Origin of the sequence: Streptomyces sp. NPDC057424 (genome assembly GCF_042803315.1) — a bacterium.
Lineage (GTDB): Bacteria > Actinomycetota > Actinomycetes > Streptomycetales > Streptomycetaceae > Streptomyces.
Map to the genome: position 1 here is coordinate 1 of NZ_JBHVCP010000051.1, position 16,787 is coordinate 16,787.

17 protein-coding genes are annotated in these 16,787 nt (G+C 71.1%); 8 read left to right on the top strand and 9 right to left on the bottom strand.

Annotated elements, in window-relative coordinates; genetic code table 11:
• Positions 1-99: 99 nt before the first annotated feature.
• The 6 genes from ACFU3E_RS30170 to ACFU3E_RS30195 form a co-directional block, all read right to left on the bottom strand.
• Positions 100-1,479: an 8-oxoguanine deaminase gene (locus tag ACFU3E_RS30170; protein ID WP_384165143.1), complete on the bottom strand. Its 1,380-nt coding sequence runs from the start codon at positions 1,477-1,479 to the stop codon at positions 100-102.
• A gap of 108 nt (positions 1,480-1,587) precedes the next feature.
• A complete protein-coding gene (gene pucL, locus ACFU3E_RS30175; RefSeq protein ID WP_384165146.1) occupies positions 1,588-2,535 on the bottom strand; it encodes a factor-independent urate hydroxylase in 948 nt (315 codons plus the stop codon).
• Positions 2,536-2,539: 4 nt separating this feature from the next.
• Positions 2,540-2,944 (bottom strand): hydroxyisourate hydrolase, encoded by a 405-nt coding sequence (gene uraH, locus ACFU3E_RS30180; protein WP_384165149.1) that lies wholly within the window; start codon positions 2,942-2,944, stop codon positions 2,540-2,542.
• A gap of 7 nt (positions 2,945-2,951) precedes the next feature.
• On the bottom strand, positions 2,952-3,461 hold the full coding sequence (gene uraD, locus ACFU3E_RS30185; RefSeq protein ID WP_384165153.1) for a 2-oxo-4-hydroxy-4-carboxy-5-ureidoimidazoline decarboxylase: 510 nt from the start codon (positions 3,459-3,461) through the stop codon (positions 2,952-2,954).
• A 134-nt stretch (positions 3,462-3,595) separates the two neighbouring features.
• A complete protein-coding gene (locus ACFU3E_RS30190) occupies positions 3,596-3,964 on the bottom strand; it encodes a helix-turn-helix domain-containing protein (RefSeq protein ID WP_384165156.1) in 369 nt (122 codons plus the stop codon).
• Positions 3,961-4,212 (bottom strand): hypothetical protein, encoded by a 252-nt coding sequence (locus tag ACFU3E_RS30195; protein ID WP_384165159.1) that lies wholly within the window; start codon positions 4,210-4,212, stop codon positions 3,961-3,963. The genes ACFU3E_RS30190 and ACFU3E_RS30195 overlap by 4 nt, the downstream gene beginning before the upstream one ends.
• Before the next feature lie 144 nt (positions 4,213-4,356).
• Here ACFU3E_RS30195 and ACFU3E_RS30200 point away from each other — a divergent pair, with 144 nt between their 5' ends.
• The 4 genes from ACFU3E_RS30200 to ACFU3E_RS30215 all read left to right on the top strand — a co-directional run bounded on the left by ACFU3E_RS30200 (position 4,357) and on the right by ACFU3E_RS30215 (position 8,291).
• The gene (locus ACFU3E_RS30200) at positions 4,357-5,178 is read left to right on the top strand and encodes a TIM barrel protein (RefSeq protein ID WP_384165162.1); all 822 of its coding nucleotides are present in this window, start codon (positions 4,357-4,359) and stop codon (positions 5,176-5,178) included.
• A 24-nt stretch (positions 5,179-5,202) separates the two neighbouring features.
• Complete coding sequence (locus ACFU3E_RS30205; protein WP_384165165.1) at positions 5,203-6,096, top strand: 2-hydroxy-3-oxopropionate reductase; 894 nt, start codon at positions 5,203-5,205, stop codon at positions 6,094-6,096.
• 198 nt (positions 6,097-6,294) lie between these two features.
• A complete protein-coding gene (locus ACFU3E_RS30210; RefSeq protein ID WP_384165167.1) occupies positions 6,295-7,752 on the top strand; it encodes a catalase in 1,458 nt (485 codons plus the stop codon).
• Between the two features lie 302 nt (positions 7,753-8,054).
• Positions 8,055-8,291 carry a hypothetical protein gene (locus tag ACFU3E_RS30215; protein ID WP_031134159.1) on the top strand — a complete coding sequence of 79 codons (237 nt, stop codon included), beginning with the start codon at positions 8,055-8,057 and terminating at the stop codon, positions 8,289-8,291.
• A gap of 412 nt (positions 8,292-8,703) precedes the next feature.
• Here the strand turns inward: ACFU3E_RS30215 and gcl are convergent, their stop codons facing one another.
• Positions 8,704-10,488, bottom strand: a complete 1,785-nt coding sequence (gene gcl, locus ACFU3E_RS30220; protein ID WP_384165170.1) for a glyoxylate carboligase — start codon at positions 10,486-10,488, stop codon at positions 8,704-8,706.
• Between the two features lie 210 nt (positions 10,489-10,698).
• Between gcl and ACFU3E_RS30225 the strand changes: the two genes are divergently transcribed.
• From ACFU3E_RS30225 to ACFU3E_RS30235, 3 genes are read left to right on the top strand one after another with little or no spacing between them, the layout of a single operon-like run.
• A complete protein-coding gene (locus ACFU3E_RS30225) occupies positions 10,699-11,490 on the top strand; it encodes a hypothetical protein (protein ID WP_384165173.1) in 792 nt (263 codons plus the stop codon).
• Between the two features lie 32 nt (positions 11,491-11,522).
• The gene (locus ACFU3E_RS30230) at positions 11,523-12,029 is read left to right on the top strand and encodes a GNAT family N-acetyltransferase (protein WP_384165176.1); all 507 of its coding nucleotides are present in this window, start codon (positions 11,523-11,525) and stop codon (positions 12,027-12,029) included.
• 31 nt (positions 12,030-12,060) lie between these two features.
• On the top strand, positions 12,061-12,594 hold the full coding sequence (locus ACFU3E_RS30235) for a GNAT family N-acetyltransferase (protein ID WP_384165179.1): 534 nt from the start codon (positions 12,061-12,063) through the stop codon (positions 12,592-12,594).
• On the opposite strand, the gene ACFU3E_RS30240 is transcribed toward ACFU3E_RS30235, so the two are convergent.
• Both ACFU3E_RS30240 and ACFU3E_RS30245 read right to left on the bottom strand, forming a co-directional pair.
• Positions 12,486-14,078, bottom strand: coding sequence for an AMP-binding protein (locus ACFU3E_RS30240; protein ID WP_384165182.1), 1,593 nt, complete (start codon positions 14,076-14,078; stop codon positions 12,486-12,488). The two genes, ACFU3E_RS30235 and ACFU3E_RS30240, sit on opposite strands and share 109 nt — an antisense overlap.
• Positions 14,075-15,754, bottom strand: a complete 1,680-nt coding sequence (locus tag ACFU3E_RS30245) for an AMP-binding protein (protein WP_384165185.1) — start codon at positions 15,752-15,754, stop codon at positions 14,075-14,077. The genes ACFU3E_RS30240 and ACFU3E_RS30245 overlap by 4 nt, the downstream gene beginning before the upstream one ends.
• A gap of 126 nt (positions 15,755-15,880) precedes the next feature.
• On the opposite strand from ACFU3E_RS30245, the gene ACFU3E_RS30250 reads away from it, so the two are divergent.
• Complete coding sequence (locus tag ACFU3E_RS30250; RefSeq protein ID WP_384165189.1) at positions 15,881-16,690, top strand: response regulator transcription factor; 810 nt, start codon at positions 15,881-15,883, stop codon at positions 16,688-16,690.
• Positions 16,691-16,787: the final 97 nt, after the last annotated feature.

A 16,787-nucleotide genomic window follows, 5' to 3' on the forward strand; every position in this document is an offset into this window, starting at 1 on the left:
CGTGTACACGCGCGCCCCGGAGACGGCCGCCGGGGACCCCGCTCGGGTCCACGGCCACCGGCCGGGAGCCGTCCCTCCCGGCCGGAGTCATCGGGGTGTTCAGGCCTGGGCGGCGATCCTCGCCAGCCGCTGGGCCTCGTCCCGCGTGGCGCGGGCGATGGCGTCCTCGTCGGCCGTGAGCAGCCGCCCGTCCTCGACGATCTGCCGGCCGTTCACGAAGGACGCGGTGACCGGGGCCGCAGCGCCGAAGACCAGGGCGGTCACCGGGTCGGCGATGGAGGCGTGGGCAAGCGTGTCCAGCTTCCACAGCACGAGGTCGGCGAGCTTGCCGGGCTCGAGGGAGCCGGTCTCCGTGGCCCGGCCCAGGACCTGGGCGCCACCGTACGTGCCGAGGCGCAGGGCCTGGCGGGCGTTCAGGGCGGCCTCCCGGTGTGCGCCGAGGCGGTTGATGAGGAGGGCGTTGCGCAGCTCGGTGTGGAGTTCGCCGGACTCGTTGGAGGCGGTGCCGTCGACGCCGAGGCCGACCGGGACGCCGGCCGCGAGCATGTCGGGGACGCGGGCGATACCGGCGGCGAGGCGGGCGTTGGACGACGGGCAGTGCGCGACGCCGGTCTTCGTCCGGGCGAAGGCGGCGATGTCGGAGTCGTTCATGTGGACGCAGTGCGCCATCCACACGTCCTCGCCGAGCCAGCCGGTGGACTCGAAGTAGTCGGTCGGGCCCATGCCGAACAGTTCGTGGCAGAACTTCTCCTCCTCCACGGTCTCCGAGCCGTGGGTGTGCAGCCGGACCCCGAGGCGGCGGGCCAACTGGGCGCCGTCGCGGAGCAGTTCGGTGGAGACGGAGAAGGGCGAGCAGGGCGCGACGGCGACCTGGGTCATGGCGTCGAAGGAGGAGTCGTGGTGCTGCCGCACGGTCTCCTCGGTGGCGGCCAGCGCACCGTCCAGGGTCTCCACGGCGAAGTCCGGGGGCAGGCCGCCGTCCTTCTCGCTTCGGTCCATGGAGCCGCGGGCGAGGGTGAAGCGGACGCCCATGTCGCGGGCGGCGCCGATGATCGCGCCGGAGAGGTCGCCGGAGCCCTGCGGGAAGACGTAGTGGTGGTCCATGGCGGTGGTGACACCGCCGCGGGCCATCATCGCGAGCGAGCCCTGGGCCGCCGCGCGGACCATCGGCTCGTCGATGCGCGCCCAGGTGGGGTACAGCGCGACGAGCCAGTTGAAGAGGTTGTGGTCCGTGGCCAGGCCCCGGGTGATCCACTGATAGAAGTGGTGGTGGGTGTTGACCAGGCCGGGGGTCACGAGGTGGCCGGAGGCGTCGATACGGCGTGCGACGTTCTCCAGGCCCTCGGGGGCCCTGCCCGCGCCGAGCGACTCGATGCGGTTGCCGGCGAGGACGACGTACCCGGAGGCGTACTCGGTGTCGTTCGCGTCGACGGTCGCGATCGCACAGTTCTCGATGACGATGCGCCGCTCTGCTGCCATGGTTCGTCCTTTGCGCTGAGGTGGAGAGGGCACGGCAGGACCCTGGGGGTCTTGAGTGCCGTGACCGGGAGAAGGGTCCCCCGGCCACGGGTGCCGAAAGAGGGAACGTCAGAGGTTGGTGAGGTCCACGGGGATCCGCGCCTCGCAGCCGTCCCGCAGGATCGTCGCCTCGATCAGGCCGTAGGGGCGGTCGGCGGCGTAGTACACCTCATTGTCGTTCTCCAGTCCGAACGGTTCCAGGTCGACCAGGAAGTGGTGCTTGTTCGGGAGGGAGAAGCGGACCTCGTCGATCTCGCTGCGGTGGTTGATGATCCGCGAGCCCATGTGGTAGAGGGTCTGCTGGAGCGAGAGGGAGTACGTCTCGGCGAAGGCCTGGAGCATGTGCTTCTTCACCTGCTCGTAGGACTTCTCCCAGTGGGGCATGCGCTGCTCGTCGTCGGTCCAGCTGAACCGCCAGCGGCCGGAGACCTCGGTGGCCAGGATGCGGTCGTAGGCCTCCTTCAGCGTCGTGTACTTGTCCTTGACGTAGCCCCAGAACTCCGAGTTGGTCGAGTTCATCACGACGAGGTCCTTGAGGCCTGAGACGACCTCCCACTTCTCACCGTCGTAGGTGATCTGCGTGAGCCGCGTCTCCTGTCCCTTGCGGACGAAGGAGTGCTTGACCTCGTCGGCGCCGATGAACTGCGAGTTGGCGTCGGACGCCTCGATCCGCTCCCAGGCGTACTCCTCGATGCGGATCCGGGCGGTCCTGATCGGCCCCTGCGAGGTCACGAAGTGACGGGCGAGGTGGATGCCGAACTGCTCGGCCGACTCGACGCCGTGCTCCTTGGCGAACGCGTACACCGTGTTCTTGGTGGTGTCGGTGGGCAGGACGTTGGCGTTCGAGCCGGAGTAGTGGACCTCCTCCATGTCGCCGCTCAGCGCCACGGATACGTTGAGGTCCTTGATGTGGTGGGTGGCGCCGTCCCGCGTGATCTTGACGACTCGGTTCTCGGCCTTGCCGTACTGGTTCTGTCCCAGAATCACAGGGCGGGCAGGGCGGGAATTGACGGTCATTTAGCTAGCTCCCTCGGTATACGGAGTAGCCGAACGGGTTGAGCAGCAGCGGTACGTGGTAGTGCTCGCCCGGCACGACGGCGAACGTGATCGCCACCTCCGGGAAGAACGCACCGGCACCGCTGTCCCGATTCGCGGGGGCGTCCTGCTGCGCATCGGCTTGCTGGTTCGCGGATTTCTCGAAGTACCGCTCGACGGCGAAGTCGAGCCGTACGTGGGTGGTGCCCTCCGGCAGCGCCGGGAGGTCCTTGCACCGGCCGTCCGCGTCGGTCGCGGAGCCGCCGAGCTCCTGCCAGTCCGCCGCGCGCCCGGAGCGGGCGGAGAGCTGGACGGCGACGCCCTCGGCGGGGCGGCCGACGCTGGTGTCCAGGATGTGCGTGGACACGGATGCGGTGGCGGAGGTGCTCATGCTGTGGTCAGTCCTCTTCGACGAGTCGGGCCAGGCGGATGCGGTTGATCTTCCCCAGTTCGGTGCGGACCGTCTCCCGCTCCCGCTCCGGTGTGTTGCCGATCCGTTCCCTGACGGCGTCGCGCATCTGCTCGCCGGTCCGGCCGGTGGCGCAGATCAGGAAGACATGGCCGAATCTCTCCTGGTAGGCGAGGTTCAGTTCCAGCATCTCCGCCTTGAGCGCGTCGGAGGCGCCGGCCATGCCGCGCTGTTCCCGGGCCGAGACGGGGTCACCGGGTTCGGGGCGGCCGATGGGCGGGTGGCCGGCCATCGCCTCGTCGAGGTCCGCGGCCGTCAGCTCCGCCATCGCGGTGTCGCTCGCGGCGTACAGGTCCTCGCAGGTGGCGTAGGGGCGGGCGGCCAGCAGGCGCTTCGCCCACGCCGTGGAGGCGCACGCCTCGTGGAGCGCGGTGAACGCCGCGTGCTCCTCGAGGGTGTTGAACCGGGCCAGACCCGGCGGCGTGGAAGTGGACGTCACGGGAGCCTCCGTGGCCGGATGCGGCCTTCGTGCTGAACGGGCGTGCCGATAGCTAACGCCCTCCCGCGACAGCACGTCAACAGTTTGTTGAAAATTCGGTGACGCGAAACCGGGCCGCTGCGTCGCGGGTCCGGTCAGGCCCCCTTCTCGCGGTTGAGGTAGTTGTAGACGGTGAAGCGGCTGACGCCGAGGGCGCTCGCCACGGTCTCCACCCCGTGCCGCACGGAGAAGGCGCCGCGCGCCTCGAGTATCCGGACGACCTCCTGCTTGGCCCTGCGGTCCAGATCGGCCAGCGGCATGCCCTTGCGGCGCTCCATGGCGGCCAGGATGTGATCGAGGGAGTCGGCGAGCTGCGGCAGCCGTACGGCGACGGCGTCCCTGCCCTCCCAGGTCAGGACGACGTCGTCGGGACCGGCCTCGTCGGGCGGGATCATCTCGCCGCCCATCGCGTCGACCAGGGGTTTCACGGCCGCGATGAACGGCTCGCCCCCCACGCCGCTCATGCCTCGCCCTCCTCGACCACGTTGACCTGGAGCGAGACCCGGGTGGCACCGGCCTCCAGGGTCTTGCGGAGCAGGGCGTCCACGGCGGTGAGCACCGCGTCGGCACCGCCCTCCGCGGTGTTGCCGAACGGGCCCACGTCGACGGCATCCAGCTCGGCGGCCTCCACGACCTCGCGGGCCACCACGGCGTGCGCGGGCGCCTCGTCCAGGTCGAACGGCTCGGTCGTGAACTCCACTCTCAGTCGCACGCGCTCAACCTAACGCGCGGGGCGGACTTTCCGGCAGCCCCTCTTGACAGCCTTCGCACCCCACAGGCAATCTTCCGTTAGGCAGAAATGAGATTCCGCAATACGAAATATGCACCGGGAAACAAGGAAGGGAGCGCCGCCCCGATGGGATTCGCAGACCAGCGCTTCACCGTCAACCTGTCGATCCTCTTCACGGAGCTCCCCCTCCTGGAGCGCCCCGCGGCCGCCGCCGCGGCGGGCTTCACCGCGGTCGAGCTGTGGTGGCCCTGGGTCGACTCACCCGTCCCCGAGCGGTCCGAGCTCGACGCCCTGAAGCGCGCGGTCGAGGACGCCGGCGTCCGGCTCACCGGCCTGAACTTCTACGCCGGGCGGCTCCCGGGCCCGGACCGCGGCGCCCTGTCGATTCCCGGCGAGGAGTCGGAGCGGTTCCGCGCCAACATCGACGTGGCCGCCGGCTTCGCCGCCTCCCTGGGCTGCACGGCGCTCAACGCGCTGTACGGCAACCGCGTCGAGGGCGTGGACCCGGCCGAGCAGGACGCGCTCGCCCTGGAGAACCTGACCCTCGCCGCCCGGGCCGCCGACCGGATCGGCGCGATCCTGCTGATGGAGGCGCTGAACCGGCCCGAGTCCCCGCTGTACCCGCTGGTGTCGGCCCCGGCGGCCGTGGCCGTCGTGGACCAGGTCAACGAGGTGACGGGGCTGGGCAACGCCCGCTTCCTGATGGACCTCTACCACCTGTCCATGAACGGCGAGGACCTCCCGTCGGTGATCGAGCGGTTCGCGTCGAAGACCGGCCATGTGCAGATCGCCGACACCCCGGGCCGCGGGGCCCCCGGGACGGGCTCGCTGCCCCTCGAAGACCTCCTCGACCGACTGAACAAGGCGGGCTACGACGGCCGGGTCGGCCTCGAGTACAAGCCGGGCGAGCGCCCGAGCGCCGAGGCCTTCGACTGGCTGCCCCGCTGACCCCGTACCGAAAGGCACCTCATCATGAGCAACGCACTTCCGAAGGTCGCCTGGATCGGCCTCGGCATCATGGGCTCCCCCATGTCCGAGAACCTGATCAAGGCGGGTTACCCCGTCACCGGCTTCACGCTGGAGCAGGACAAGCTGGACCGCCTGGCCGCCGCCGGCGGCACCGCGGCCGGCTCGATCGCCGAGGCCGTGCAGGACGCCGACGTCGTCATCACGATGGTCCCGGCCTCCCCGCAGGTCGAGGCCATCGCCTACGGCCCGGACGGCATACTGGAGAACGCGAAGTCCGGCGCGCTGCTGATCGACATGTCCTCGATCACCCCGCAGACCTCGGTCGACCTGGCGAAGGCGGCCCGGGATCAGGGCATCCGCGTCCTGGACGCCCCGGTGTCCGGCGGCGAGGCCGGTGCCGTCGAGGCCGTGCTGTCCATCATGGCCGGCGGCGAGCAGGCCGACTTCGACCAGGCGAAGCCGATCTTCGAAGCCCTCGGCAAGACCATCGTGCTGTGCGGCCCGCACGGCTCGGGCCAGACCGTGAAGGCCGCCAACCAGCTGATCGTCGCCGTGAACATCCAGGCGTGCGCCGAGGCCGTGGTCTTCCTGGAGAAGTCCGGCGTGGACCTGAAGGCCGCCCTGGACGTGCTGGGCGGCGGGCTCGCCGGCTCGACCGTGCTGACCCGCAAGAAGGACAACTTCCTCGGCCGGGACTTCAAGCCGGGCTTCCGGATCGACCTGCACCACAAGGACATGGGCATCGTCACGGACGCCGCCCGCAATGTCGGCGCGGCCCTGCCCGTCGGTGCCGTGGTCGCCCAGCTGGTCGCGTCCCTGCGCGCGCAGGGCGACGGCGGCCTGGACCACTCGGCGCTGCTGCGGGCCGTGGAGCGGCTCTCCGGCGCCCAGGTCTGACCCTCGTGGCCCCGAGGGGCTCTCGTACCCCGGGCGGCGCCGCCGCTGACATCTGTCCTGTCGCGCCCAAAGGGGCGGCGCCGCCCGGAACCAGCCACGCCCACCACTTCAACAAACTGTTGACGCTCCGCTCGCCCCGACCCTAGGCTCCACAAAGCGGAAACATATTTCCGCTGCTCTCTCGTACGGAAGGTCACGATGTCGCAGCGCGTGCTCACCACCGAGTCCGGCGCCCCCGTCGCCGACAACCAGAACTCCGCCACCGCCGGCGTCGGCGGCCCGCTCCTGCTCCAGGACCAGCATCTGCTGGAGAAGCTGGCGCGCTTCAACCGTGAGCGCATCCCGGAGCGCGTGGTGCACGCCCGCGGCTCGGGCGCGTACGGCCACTTCGAGGTGACCGACGACGTCACCGACTTCACCCACGCCGACTTCCTCGGCAGCGTCGGCAAGCGCACCGAGGTGTTCCTGCGCTTCTCGACCGTGGCCGACTCGCTCGGCGGCGCGGACGCGGTGCGCGACCCGCGCGGTTTCGCGGTGAAGTTCTACACCGAGGAAGGCAACTACGACCTCGTCGGGAACAACACGCCGGTGTTCTTCATCAAGGACCCCATCAAGTTCCCGGACTTCATCCACTCGCAGAAGCGCGACCCGTTCACGGGCCGTCAGGAGCCGGACAACGTCTGGGACTTCTGGGCGCACTCCCCCGAGGCCACGCACCAGGTGACCTGGCTGATGGGCGACCGCGGCATCCCCGCCTCCTACCGGCACATGAACGGCTACGGCTCGCACACCTACCAGTGGACGAACAGCCGGGGCGAGGCGTACTTCGTCAAGTACCACTTCAAGACCAACCAGGGCATCCGCTGCCTGAGCAGCGAGCAGGCGGCCCAGCTCGCGGGCAAGGACCCGAACTCGCACCAGACGGACCTGCTCCAGGCCATCGAACGGGGCGTGCACCCGTCCTGGACGCTGTACGTCCAGCTGATGCCGGCGGCAGAGGCGGCGGACTACCGCTTCAACCCGTTCGACCTGACCAAGGTCTGGCCGCACCAGGACTACCCGCTGCGGCGGGTGGGACGGCTGGTGCTGGACCGCAACCCGGACAACGTCTTCGCCGAGGTCGAGCAGGCCGCGTTCTCGCCGAACAACTTCGTGCCGGGCATCGGCCCCTCGCCCGACAAGATGCTCCAGGGCCGGCTGTTCGCCTACGCGGACGCCCACCGCTACCGCCTGGGCGTCAACCACACGCTGCTGGCCGTCAACGCGCCCCGCGCCACGACCGCCGAGAACTACGGCCGGGACGGCTTCATGGCGTCCAACGCCCAGGGCCGGTACGCCAAGAACTACGAGCCGAACTCCTACGACGGTCCCGCCGAAACCGGCCGCCCGCTGTCGGCACCGCTCACGGTGAACGGCCGCACGGGCACCCACGAGGCGCCCCCGCACACCAAGGACGACGACTTCTTCCAGGCCGGTGAGCTGTACCGGCTGATGTCCGCCGAGGAGAGGTCCCGCCTGGTCGCGAACATCGCCGGGGGCCTCTCCCAGGTCTCCCGCGACGACGTGATCGAGAAGAACCTCGCACACTTCCACTCCGCCGACCCCGAGTACGGGCGGCGCGTGGAGGAGGCGGTCCACGCCCTGCGCGAGGACTGAACTCCCTGACCGTGTCCCGTTGCCCAGGGCGACCCGGATGAGGGGTGGCCCCCGGGCACGGCACGGTCAGGGCGCGGACCGCGGCGGCTGCGAGCCAGTGCGGTGGTGAAGGGCCCGGGCCGGCTTCTCGACCTGAGGGAAGCCCGCCCAGGAGCCCGTCGCACCCGCCGCGGTCCCCGTACCACCCCTCTCCCCGAAACCCCGTCCGGCGGCGCGAACGTCCTGTCGCGCCCAGCCTCGCGCCGCCGGACGGCCAGCCCTTTCAGGGTGCGGAACCGTCCCGGACGCAGCAGCCTGAAGGCATGGCACCTCCCACCGAACATCCGCACGTCGTGGTCCACGCCCCCGCCCTGGACGGCTCCCGCCGCGTCACCCTGGGCGAGGAGCCGCTGGGCGTCGCCACCCACACCGACGACGTCGCCGAGATCCTGCGCCTGGCCGACCTGTACGTCACCGACGTCGCGGAGAGCGACCTCGTCGAGTGGCAGGGCGGCGGGCCGGACGACTGGCCGGGGCTGTCGGAGCACCACGAGGCGTGAGCGCGCCGGCGGCACCGGGTCGCACACCCCGTACGGAACCCTCACATCAACCTGTCGACCACCCGTCGCCAAACGACGAGCTTGCACAACGCGCATCACTGGCCGTGTGATGCTGCGTTCGCGTCCCGCCCCGCCCCGCTGACGCGGTGGTGGGGCAGGGGCCGTTGACGGGGCCCCGCATCGCGACAACTCCCACGCGCGGGCGCGGATGCTGCGGGAGCAGTCGAGGTGCCCCCACTCGGCGCAGGTGCGCGGTTGTGGGTGCTCCGTACAAGGCCCGCAAGGCGGGAGTGCCGGTGCTGCACGGCGGGGGCGGCTTCTCTACCCGGAAGGGATCGCGCCGCACCGGAGGAGCCGGTACGCGCGGGGGCGGCCCGTCCCCCTGGACGGGCCGCCCCTTCGTTCGCGCGTGTCAGACCTTCAGCGGCCTGATCGAGGTCGGCGCGTGGCCGGGCTCGGTGGCGAGTTCCTCGAACTCCACCACGTTGCCGATGTCGTTGGTCGTCGACATGGAGATGTTGGTGACGCGCTCCAGGATCGCCTCGACGACGACCGGGACCCGGTACTCCGCGGCCAGCTTCCTGGCCCGCTCGAAGGCCTCGCCCAGCTCGGCGGGGTCGGTGACGCGGATCGCCTTGCAGCCGAGGCCCTCGGCGACCTTGACGTGGTCGACGCCGTAGACGCCGAGTTCGGGCGAGTTGAGGTTCTCGAACTCCAGGTTGACCTGGAAGTCGATGTCGAACGCCCGCTGCGCCTGCCGGATCAGTCCCAGGTACGAGTTGTTCACCAGGACATGCACGTACGGGATCCTGTGCTGCGCGCCGACGGCGAGTTCCTCCAGCATGAACTGGAAGTCGTAGTCGCCGGAGAGCGCGACGACGGACGCCTCCGGGTCGGCCTTGGCGACGCCGAGCGCGGCCGGGATGGTCCAGCCGAGCGGGCCGGCCTGGCCGCAGTTGATCCAGTGCCGGGGCCGGTAGACGTGCAGCATCTGGGCGCCGGCGATCTGCGAGAGGCCGATGGTGGAGACGTAGCGCGTCTCCGGGCCGAAGGCCTTGTTCATCTCCTCGTAGACACGCTGCGGCTTGATCGGGATGTCGTCGAAGTGCGTGCGGCGCTGGAGGGCCGCCTTGCGCTCCTGCGCGGCGTGGGCCCACACCGAGCGGTCGGGCAGCTCACCGGCGGCCTGCAGCTCGCGGGCGACCTCGACGAACAGCGTCAGGGCGGCCTTGGCGTCGGAGGCGATGCCGTAGTCCGGAGCGAAGATCTTGCCGATCTGGGTGGGCTCGATGTCGACGTGGACGAACGTCCGCCCGGCCGTGTAGACGTCGAGCTTGCCGGTGTGGCGGTTGGCCCAGCGGTTGCCGATGCCGAGGACGAAGTCGGACTCGAGGAACGTCGCGTTGCCGTAGCGGTGCGAGGTCTGCAGGCCGACCATGCCGGCGTTGAGCTCGTGGTCGTCGGGCAGCAGGCCCCAGCCCATCAGGGTCGGGACGACGGGGGTGCCGGTCAGTTCGGCGAACTCGACGAGGAGTTCGGCGGCGTCGGCGTTGATGATGCCGCCGCCCGCGACGATCAGCGGCCGCTCGGACGCGTTCAGCATCCCGATCGCCTTCTCGATCTGGGCGCGCGTCGCGGCGGGCTTGTAGACCGGGAGCGGCTCGTAGGTCTCCGGGTCGAACTCGATCTCCGTCAGCTGCACGTCGATCGGCAGGTCGATGAGGACCGGGCCGGGGCGGCCGGAACGCATCAGGTGGAAGGCCTGCTGGAACACGCCCGGGACCTGCGCGGCCTCCAGCACCGTGACGGCCATCTTCGTGACCGGCTTGGCGATGGAGGCGATGTCGACGGCCTGGAAGTCCTCCTTGTGGATCACGGCGGTCGGGGCCTGGCCCGTGATGCACAGGATCGGGATGGAGTCGCCGGTCGCGGAGTACAGACCCGTGATCATGTCGGTGCCGGCCGGGCCGGAGGTGCCGATGCAGACGCCGATGTTGCCCGGGTGGGTGCGGGTGTAGCCCTCGGCCATGTGCGAGGCGCCCTCGACGTGCCGGGCCAGGGTGTGGGCGATGCCGCCGGAAGCCTTGAGCGCCGCGTAGAAGGGGTTGATCGCCGCGCCGGGGACACCGAACGCGTCGGTGACGCCTTCGCGCTTGAGGATCTCAACTGCCGCGCGGGCAGCGGTCATTCGAGCCATCGAGTACTCCTGCTTCGGCTGTCGGATTCGCACTCCCGTCGCGCCCCGCGGTGAGCTCTTCCGTATGATGGAAATTGTTTTCTGCTATCTGGAATGAATGTATGTGGGGTGGGCGAAGGGCGTCAAGAGACGGCATCCACCGGACAGGGCAAGGCCTGAGGGGGCACGATGGGCCACGCTGTCCCGACGCGACACGGTTCTGGAGTGGCCATGGCCGAGACCGTTCCGGTGCGCTGCCCGGCATGCCGCCGCGAGCACCGCTACACGGCACCGGCGTACCCCTGCGTCTGCGGCGCGCCGGTCGCCCCGCGACTGGACCGCGACGGCACGGCGGCGCCCGTCCCGCACCGGGTCTGGCAGGACGACTGGGTGACGGTGCGCTGCGAGTCCTGCGGACGGCGCGGGGAGTGGCCGCGCCCGGAGGTGGGGTGCGCGTGCGGGGTGGTGCTGCGGGTGGCTGTGGTGGAGGGCGGCGGCGGAAGGGCCCAAACCGACACGGGCGACCAGGATGCCGCGCCCGGCCCCGGCACCGCGGTCGGCCGGCGCGAAACCGCCGCCGTTCCCGCCGATGCCACCACCCCCACCGACGCCGCCTCCACCTCCGCCAAGCCCCCCTTCCGGTCCGTCGCCATCCGCACCGCCCTCGACACCGTCACCGCCACCGCGCTGTATCTGCGCTGGCTCGGCTACCGGGATGTCCGCCGGGCGGACCAGCGGCCCCCGTCCGGCATAGGACTGGCCGCCCGCGGCGTCCTCGCGCAGGTCGACCCGGCCGTGCGCCCGGCGACACTGCGGGACGTGGAGTGCCTGTGGCTGACGGCCATGACCGAGTCCGCGGACTGCCTCTACTTCTCCCTCACCGGATACGCGGACGACGCCCGGGCCCGCGCCGACGCCCTGGGCGTCCCGCTGTTCGTCCTGGACCTCACCGGCACACCGAGGCCGGTGAACACCCCGGCCGAGGCGCTGGCCTCCGGCGGTGCCGAGCACCGGGCCCCCTGACCTCGGGCCGCGCCGCACCGCATACTCACCGCATGCGCATCCGCCCCGCCACCCCCGCCGAACTCCCGGCCCTCCAGGACATCGAACGGGCCGCCGGGGCCCCCTTCCGCGACCTCGGCATGCCCGAGATCGCCGACGACGAGCCGCCCGCGCTCGACGTCCTGGAGCGCTACCGCCGGGCGGGCCGCTGCTGGGTCGCGGCGGACGAGCGGGACCGGCCGGCCGCCTATCTCCTCGCCGAACCCGTGGACGGCGCCCTGCACATCGAGCAGGTCTCCGTCCACCCGCGCGCCGCACGCCGGGGCGTGGGCCGCGCCCTCCTGGCCCACTCCGCCGACCGCGCCCGCGAGGAGGGCCTGACCGCCCTGACGCTGACCACGTTCACGGAGGTTCCGTGGAACGCCCCCTACTACGCCCGCCTCGGCTTCCAGCCGCTCTCCGAGGCGGACCTCACGCCCGGCCTGCGCGAGATCCGCGCGACGGAGGCCGCGCACGGCCTGGACCGCCGGCCGCGGGTGTGCATGAGAAAGCGTTTGTGAACGGGGCTCCGCCGCTGCGACCATGCGCCCCATGGGCGACACAGACCCCGGCGCGCTCACACTGCGCCGAGCCGACCCGGCGGACTGGACCGCACTGGCCGGGACGGACCCGATCGCGGCCGGGGGCGACCAGGCCCGACGAGCGGGCATCCGGCGCTGGTGCGCAGCGGGCCTCGTCACGCTGGCAGAGGCCGCCCCCGGTCCCGTCGGCTACGCCGTACTGGAATACACCTTCTTCGAGCAGGGCTTCCTCACCCTGCTGACCGTCGCACCCGGCGCCCGCCGGCAAGGAGTGGCCACCCGGCTCCTCAGCGCCGTCGAGGCCGAGTGCGCCACCCCCAAGCTGTTCACCTCGGCCAACGTCTCCAACCAGCCCATGCAACGACTGCTTCTGTCAGCGGGCTGGCAACCGGCGGGCCTGGTGCACGGGCTGGACGAAGGCGATCCCGAACTCTTCTACCTCTGCCCGCCGGAGAACCTCTCCCGCAGCTCCACCTTGCGCACCTTCCCGGACACCGTCATCGGGAAGGAGTCGAGGATCCGCACCCGGGTCGGGACCTTGTAGTGCGCCAACTGCCCCTCGCAGAAGGACCGGAGTTCCTCCAGGGCCGGCGGGTCGTCCGGGTCGCGGGCGATGACGCAGGCCAGGACCTCCTCGCCGTAACGCTCGTGCGGGACGCCGACGACCTGGACGTCCTGGATCTTCGGGTGGCCGTAGAGGAACTCCTCGATCTCGCGGGGGTAGATGTTCTCCCCGCCCCGGATGATCATGTCCTTGATGCGGCCGACGATCTCGACGTACCCGTCCTCGCGCATCACGGCGAGGTCCCCGGTGTGCATCCAGCGGCCGGCGTCGACGGACTCGGCGGTCTTCTCCGGTTCGTTCCAGTAGCCGAGCATCACGCTGTAGCCGCGGGTGCACAACTCGCCTGCTGTGCCGCGCGGTCGGGTCACACCCGTCGCCGGGTCGACGACCTTGACCTCGATGTGCGGCAGGACCCGGCCGACCGTGCCGGTGCGGTGCTCCAGGTCGTCGTCCCTCCGGGTCTGGAGGGACACCGGGGACGTCTCGGTCATGCCGTAGCAGATGGAGACCTCCGCCATGTGCATCTCGGCGACCACCCGCTTCATCACCTCCACCGGGCAGGGCGAGCCCGCCATGATGCCGGTGCGCAGGGAGGAGAGGTCGTAGGAGGCGAAGTCGGGGAGGTTCAGCTCCGCGATGAACATCGTCGGGACGCCGTAGAGCGAGGTGCAGCGCTCCTGCTGGACCGCGTCCAGGGTCGCCTTCGGGTCGAAGGAGGGGGCGGGGATGACCACGCAGGCGCCGTGCGAGGTGGCGGCGAGGTTGCCCATGACCATGCCGAAGCAGTGGTAGAAGGGCACCGGGACGCAGATCCGGTCCTGCTCCGAGTAGGCGATCAGCTCACCCACGAAGTAGCCGTTGTTGAGGATGTTGTGGTGGGAGAGGGTCGCGCCCTTCGGGAAGCCCGTCGTGCCCGACGTGTACTGGATGTTGATCGGATCGTCGCAGGAGAGGTCGTCGTACGTCGCACCGGGGGCCGCCCGTCCCAGCAGCGACTCCCAGCTCGGGTCGCCGAAGTAGACCACTTCCCGCAACTCGCGGCAGCCGCCCCGTACGTGCTCGGCCATCGCCCGGTAGTCGCTCGTCTTGTGGCTGAGCGAGGCGAACAGCAGGGACACGCCCGCCTGCTTCAGGACGTACTCCACCTCGTGGGTGCGGTAGGCCGGGTTGATGTTCACCATGATCGCGCCGATGCGGGCGGTGGCGTACTGGACGAGCACCCACTCGGGGCAGTTGACCGCCCAGACGCCCACCCGGTCGCCCTTGGCCACGCCTGAGGCGTGCAGGGCGGAGGCGAGTTCGCCCACCGCCGCGCCGAACTCCGCGTACGTCCAGCGCCGTCCGGACGGCACGTCCACCAGTGCCTCGCGCTCCGGCCAGGTGGCCACCGCCCGGTCCAGGTTGGCCCCGATGGTGTCGCCGAGCAGCGCCGCCTCGCCGGTCCCGTGGCTGTACGAGCTCACCGGAAGTCCTCCTCGCGGTACTCGGCGTCCGACCCGGCCGCCGTGGCCTCGCGCAGCTCGATCCGGCGGATCTTGCCGGAGACGGTCTTGGGCAGGTCGCCGAACTCCAGACGGCGGATGCGCTTGTAGGGGGCCAGGACCTCGCGGGAGTGCTCGAACAGGACCTTGGCGGTGTCGCGGACCGGCTCCCAGCCCTCGGCCAGCACGACGTACGCCTTGGGGACGGCGAGCCGCAGCTCGTCCGGGGCGGGGACGACCGCCGCCTCCGCGACCGCCTCGTGCTCCAGCAGCGCGCTCTCCAGCTCGAACGGGCTGATCTTGTAGTCGGAGGCCTTGAAGACGTCGTCGCTCCGCCCGATGTACGTCAGGTACCCCTCGTCGTCCCTGGAGGCGACGTCCCCGGTGCGGTAATAGCCACCGGCCATCGCCTCCGCCGTGCGGTCCGCGTCGCCGTGGTAGCCGGTCATCAGGCCGACGGGGCGGCCCGACAGGTCGAGCGCGATCTCACCCTCGGCCGCGCCCGGCGCGCCGGAGACGGGGTCGAGGAGTTCGACCCGGTAGCCGGGGCTCGGCCGGCCCATCGAGCCCGTCTTGAGTGGCTGGCCGGGGGTGTTGGCGACCTGGACGGCCGTCTCGGTCTGGCCGAAACCGTCCCGGATGGTGAGGTTCCAGGCCCGGCGGACCTGCTCGATGACCTCCGGGTTGAGCGGCTCGCCGGCCGCGACGACCTCGCGGGGCGGGGTGCGCAGCTGCGTCAGGTCGGCCTGGATGAGCATCCGCCACACGGTCGGCGGGGCGCAGAAGGTGGTGACGCCCGCCCGGTCCATCTCGGTCATGAGACGGACGGCGTCGAAACGCGTGTAGTTGTGCAGGAAGACGGTCGCCTCGGCGTTCCACGGGGCGAAGAGATTGGACCATGCGTGCTTGGCCCAGCCGGGTGAGGAGATGTTCAGGTGTACGTCGCCGGGTTTCAGGCCGATCCAGTACATGGTCGACAGATGGCCGATCGGGTACGACGTGTGGGTGTGCTCCACGAGCTTGGGCCGGGCGGTGGTGCCCGAGGTGAAGTAGAGCATCAGCGGGTCGTCCGCCCGGGTCGGGCCGTCGGGGGTGAAGGCGGCGGAGGCGCCGTAGGCGTCGTCCAGCGGCAGCCAGCCGTCCGGTACGGCACCGGAGGGGCCCGCGGCGATGCGCGTGTAGGCGCCGGGGACCTCGGCGAACTTGCCGGTGTCCTCCGTGCGCACGATGACGTGCCGGACCCGGCCGCGCTCGACGCGGTCGCGCAGGTCGGCGGGGCCGAGCAGCGGGGTGGCCGGAATGACGACCGCGCGCAGCTTCATCGCGGCGAGGGCGGTGATCCACAGTTCGGCCTGGTTGCCGAGCATGACGAGGATCCGGTCCTCGGCGCGCACGCCCCGGGCGCGCAGCCAGGTGGCGAACCGGGCCGACCGTACGGACATCTCCCCGAAGGACAGCTGCGTCTCGCGGCCGTCCTCCTCGACGAGGTGCAGGGCGGTGCGGGCGTTGCCGTCGGCGATCTCGTCGAACCAGTCGAGCGCCCAGTTGAAGTACTCGGGGCGGGGCCAGCGGAAGCCCTCGTAGGCGGTCGGGTAGTCCTCGCGGTGTTCCAGCAGGAAATCCCGCGCGTCGCGGAACAGCTCCGTCGCCGATGTCATCTGTCCTCCTGGGGTGCCGGACCATTGCCGGGCGGCTCTGAGCCATCGTGTAATCCGTGATGCAGGTCTCACTACCCCCGAACGGGGGGTGCGCCCGCACAGGAGCCGTAGTGAAGGGGCGATCAGGTGACGGCAGACGCGTCCGACGCGGCCGAGGTACGGAATGCGCTGCTGCGTCTGCGGCGGGGCACCGGCCTTCCGGTCGCCTTCGGCGGCCTGACGGAGGCCGGGCAGCAGATGCGCATCAGCGAGCTGAGCGGCACGGCGACGCACGCCCTGCGCTCGCTGCTGGTGACGTCCGGCACCGGTCTTGGCGGCAAGACGGTGGCGTTGTCCCGGCCGTGCGTGGTGACCGACTACTCGGCGTCGCGGCAGATCAGCCACGAGTACGACGCCCCGGTGGCCGTGGAGGGGCTGCGCTCGGTGCTGGCCGTGCCGGTGGTGGTGCGGCACCGGGTGCGCGGGGTGCTGTACGGGGCGCTGCGTACGGCCCTGCCGCTGGGCGGGCGGATGCTGGACGCGGCCGTCGAGGCGGCGCGGGACGTGGAGCGGGCGCTGGTCGTCCGGGACGAGGCCCGCACGCTCGTCACCGGGGCCGGAGCGGGCCCGGGGTGGGAGCAGGTGCGGGAGGCGCACGCGGCGCTGCGGGCGCTGGCCCCGCGGATCACGGACCCGGAGTTGCGTGCGGAGCTGCTCGGCGCGTGTGCGCTGCTGACGGCGGAGTCCACCGGCCCGCCCCGGGTCCGGCTCGCGCCGCGCGAGGTGGACGTGCTGGCGTGTGTGGCGGAGGGGGCGACGAACGCGGTCGCCGCGGAGCGGCTGGGCGTGACGCCGGAGACCGTCAAGGGGTACCTGCGGTCGGCCATGCGGAAGCTGCGGGCCCGCACCCGTGGCGAAGCCGTGGTCGCCGCGCGCCGGGCGGGCTGGTTGCCGTAGGTTTGTGGTGCTTTCTGTTGTGCTTGCTCACTCGAGCTGCCGAGGGGTTCCCGACCGGGTGCCGGCCTCGCGGTCCGCCGCATTCGGGAGACCGGTG

Excerpts from the sequence above, each read along its gene's own strand:
- ACFU3E_RS30205 (WP_384165165.1), top strand. The coding sequence starts at position 5,203 with ATGAGCAACGCACTTCCGAAGGTCGCCTGGATCGGCCTCGGCATCATG.
- ACFU3E_RS30235 (WP_384165179.1), top strand. The coding sequence starts at position 12,061 with ATGGGCGACACAGACCCCGGCGCGCTCACACTGCGCCGAGCCGACCCG.
- ACFU3E_RS30225 (WP_384165173.1), top strand. The coding sequence starts at position 10,699 with ATGGCCGAGACCGTTCCGGTGCGCTGCCCGGCATGCCGCCGCGAGCAC.
- ACFU3E_RS30210 (WP_384165167.1), top strand. The coding sequence starts at position 6,295 with ATGTCGCAGCGCGTGCTCACCACCGAGTCCGGCGCCCCCGTCGCCGAC.
- ACFU3E_RS30215 (WP_031134159.1), top strand. The coding sequence starts at position 8,055 with ATGGCACCTCCCACCGAACATCCGCACGTCGTGGTCCACGCCCCCGCC.
- ACFU3E_RS30170 (WP_384165143.1), bottom strand. The coding sequence starts at position 1,479 with ATGGCAGCAGAGCGGCGCATCGTCATCGAGAACTGTGCGATCGCGACC.
- gcl (WP_384165170.1), bottom strand. The coding sequence starts at position 10,488 with ATGGCTCGAATGACCGCTGCCCGCGCGGCAGTTGAGATCCTCAAGCGC.
- ACFU3E_RS30230 (WP_384165176.1), top strand. The coding sequence starts at position 11,523 with ATGCGCATCCGCCCCGCCACCCCCGCCGAACTCCCGGCCCTCCAGGAC.
- ACFU3E_RS30190 (WP_384165156.1), bottom strand. The coding sequence starts at position 3,964 with ATGAGCGGCGTGGGGGGCGAGCCGTTCATCGCGGCCGTGAAACCCCTG.
- uraH (WP_384165149.1), bottom strand. The coding sequence starts at position 2,944 with ATGAGCACCTCCGCCACCGCATCCGTGTCCACGCACATCCTGGACACC.
- ACFU3E_RS30245 (WP_384165185.1), bottom strand. The coding sequence starts at position 15,754 with ATGACATCGGCGACGGAGCTGTTCCGCGACGCGCGGGATTTCCTGCTG.
- ACFU3E_RS30200 (WP_384165162.1), top strand. The coding sequence starts at position 4,357 with ATGGGATTCGCAGACCAGCGCTTCACCGTCAACCTGTCGATCCTCTTC.
- pucL (WP_384165146.1), bottom strand. The coding sequence starts at position 2,535 with ATGACCGTCAATTCCCGCCCTGCCCGCCCTGTGATTCTGGGACAGAAC.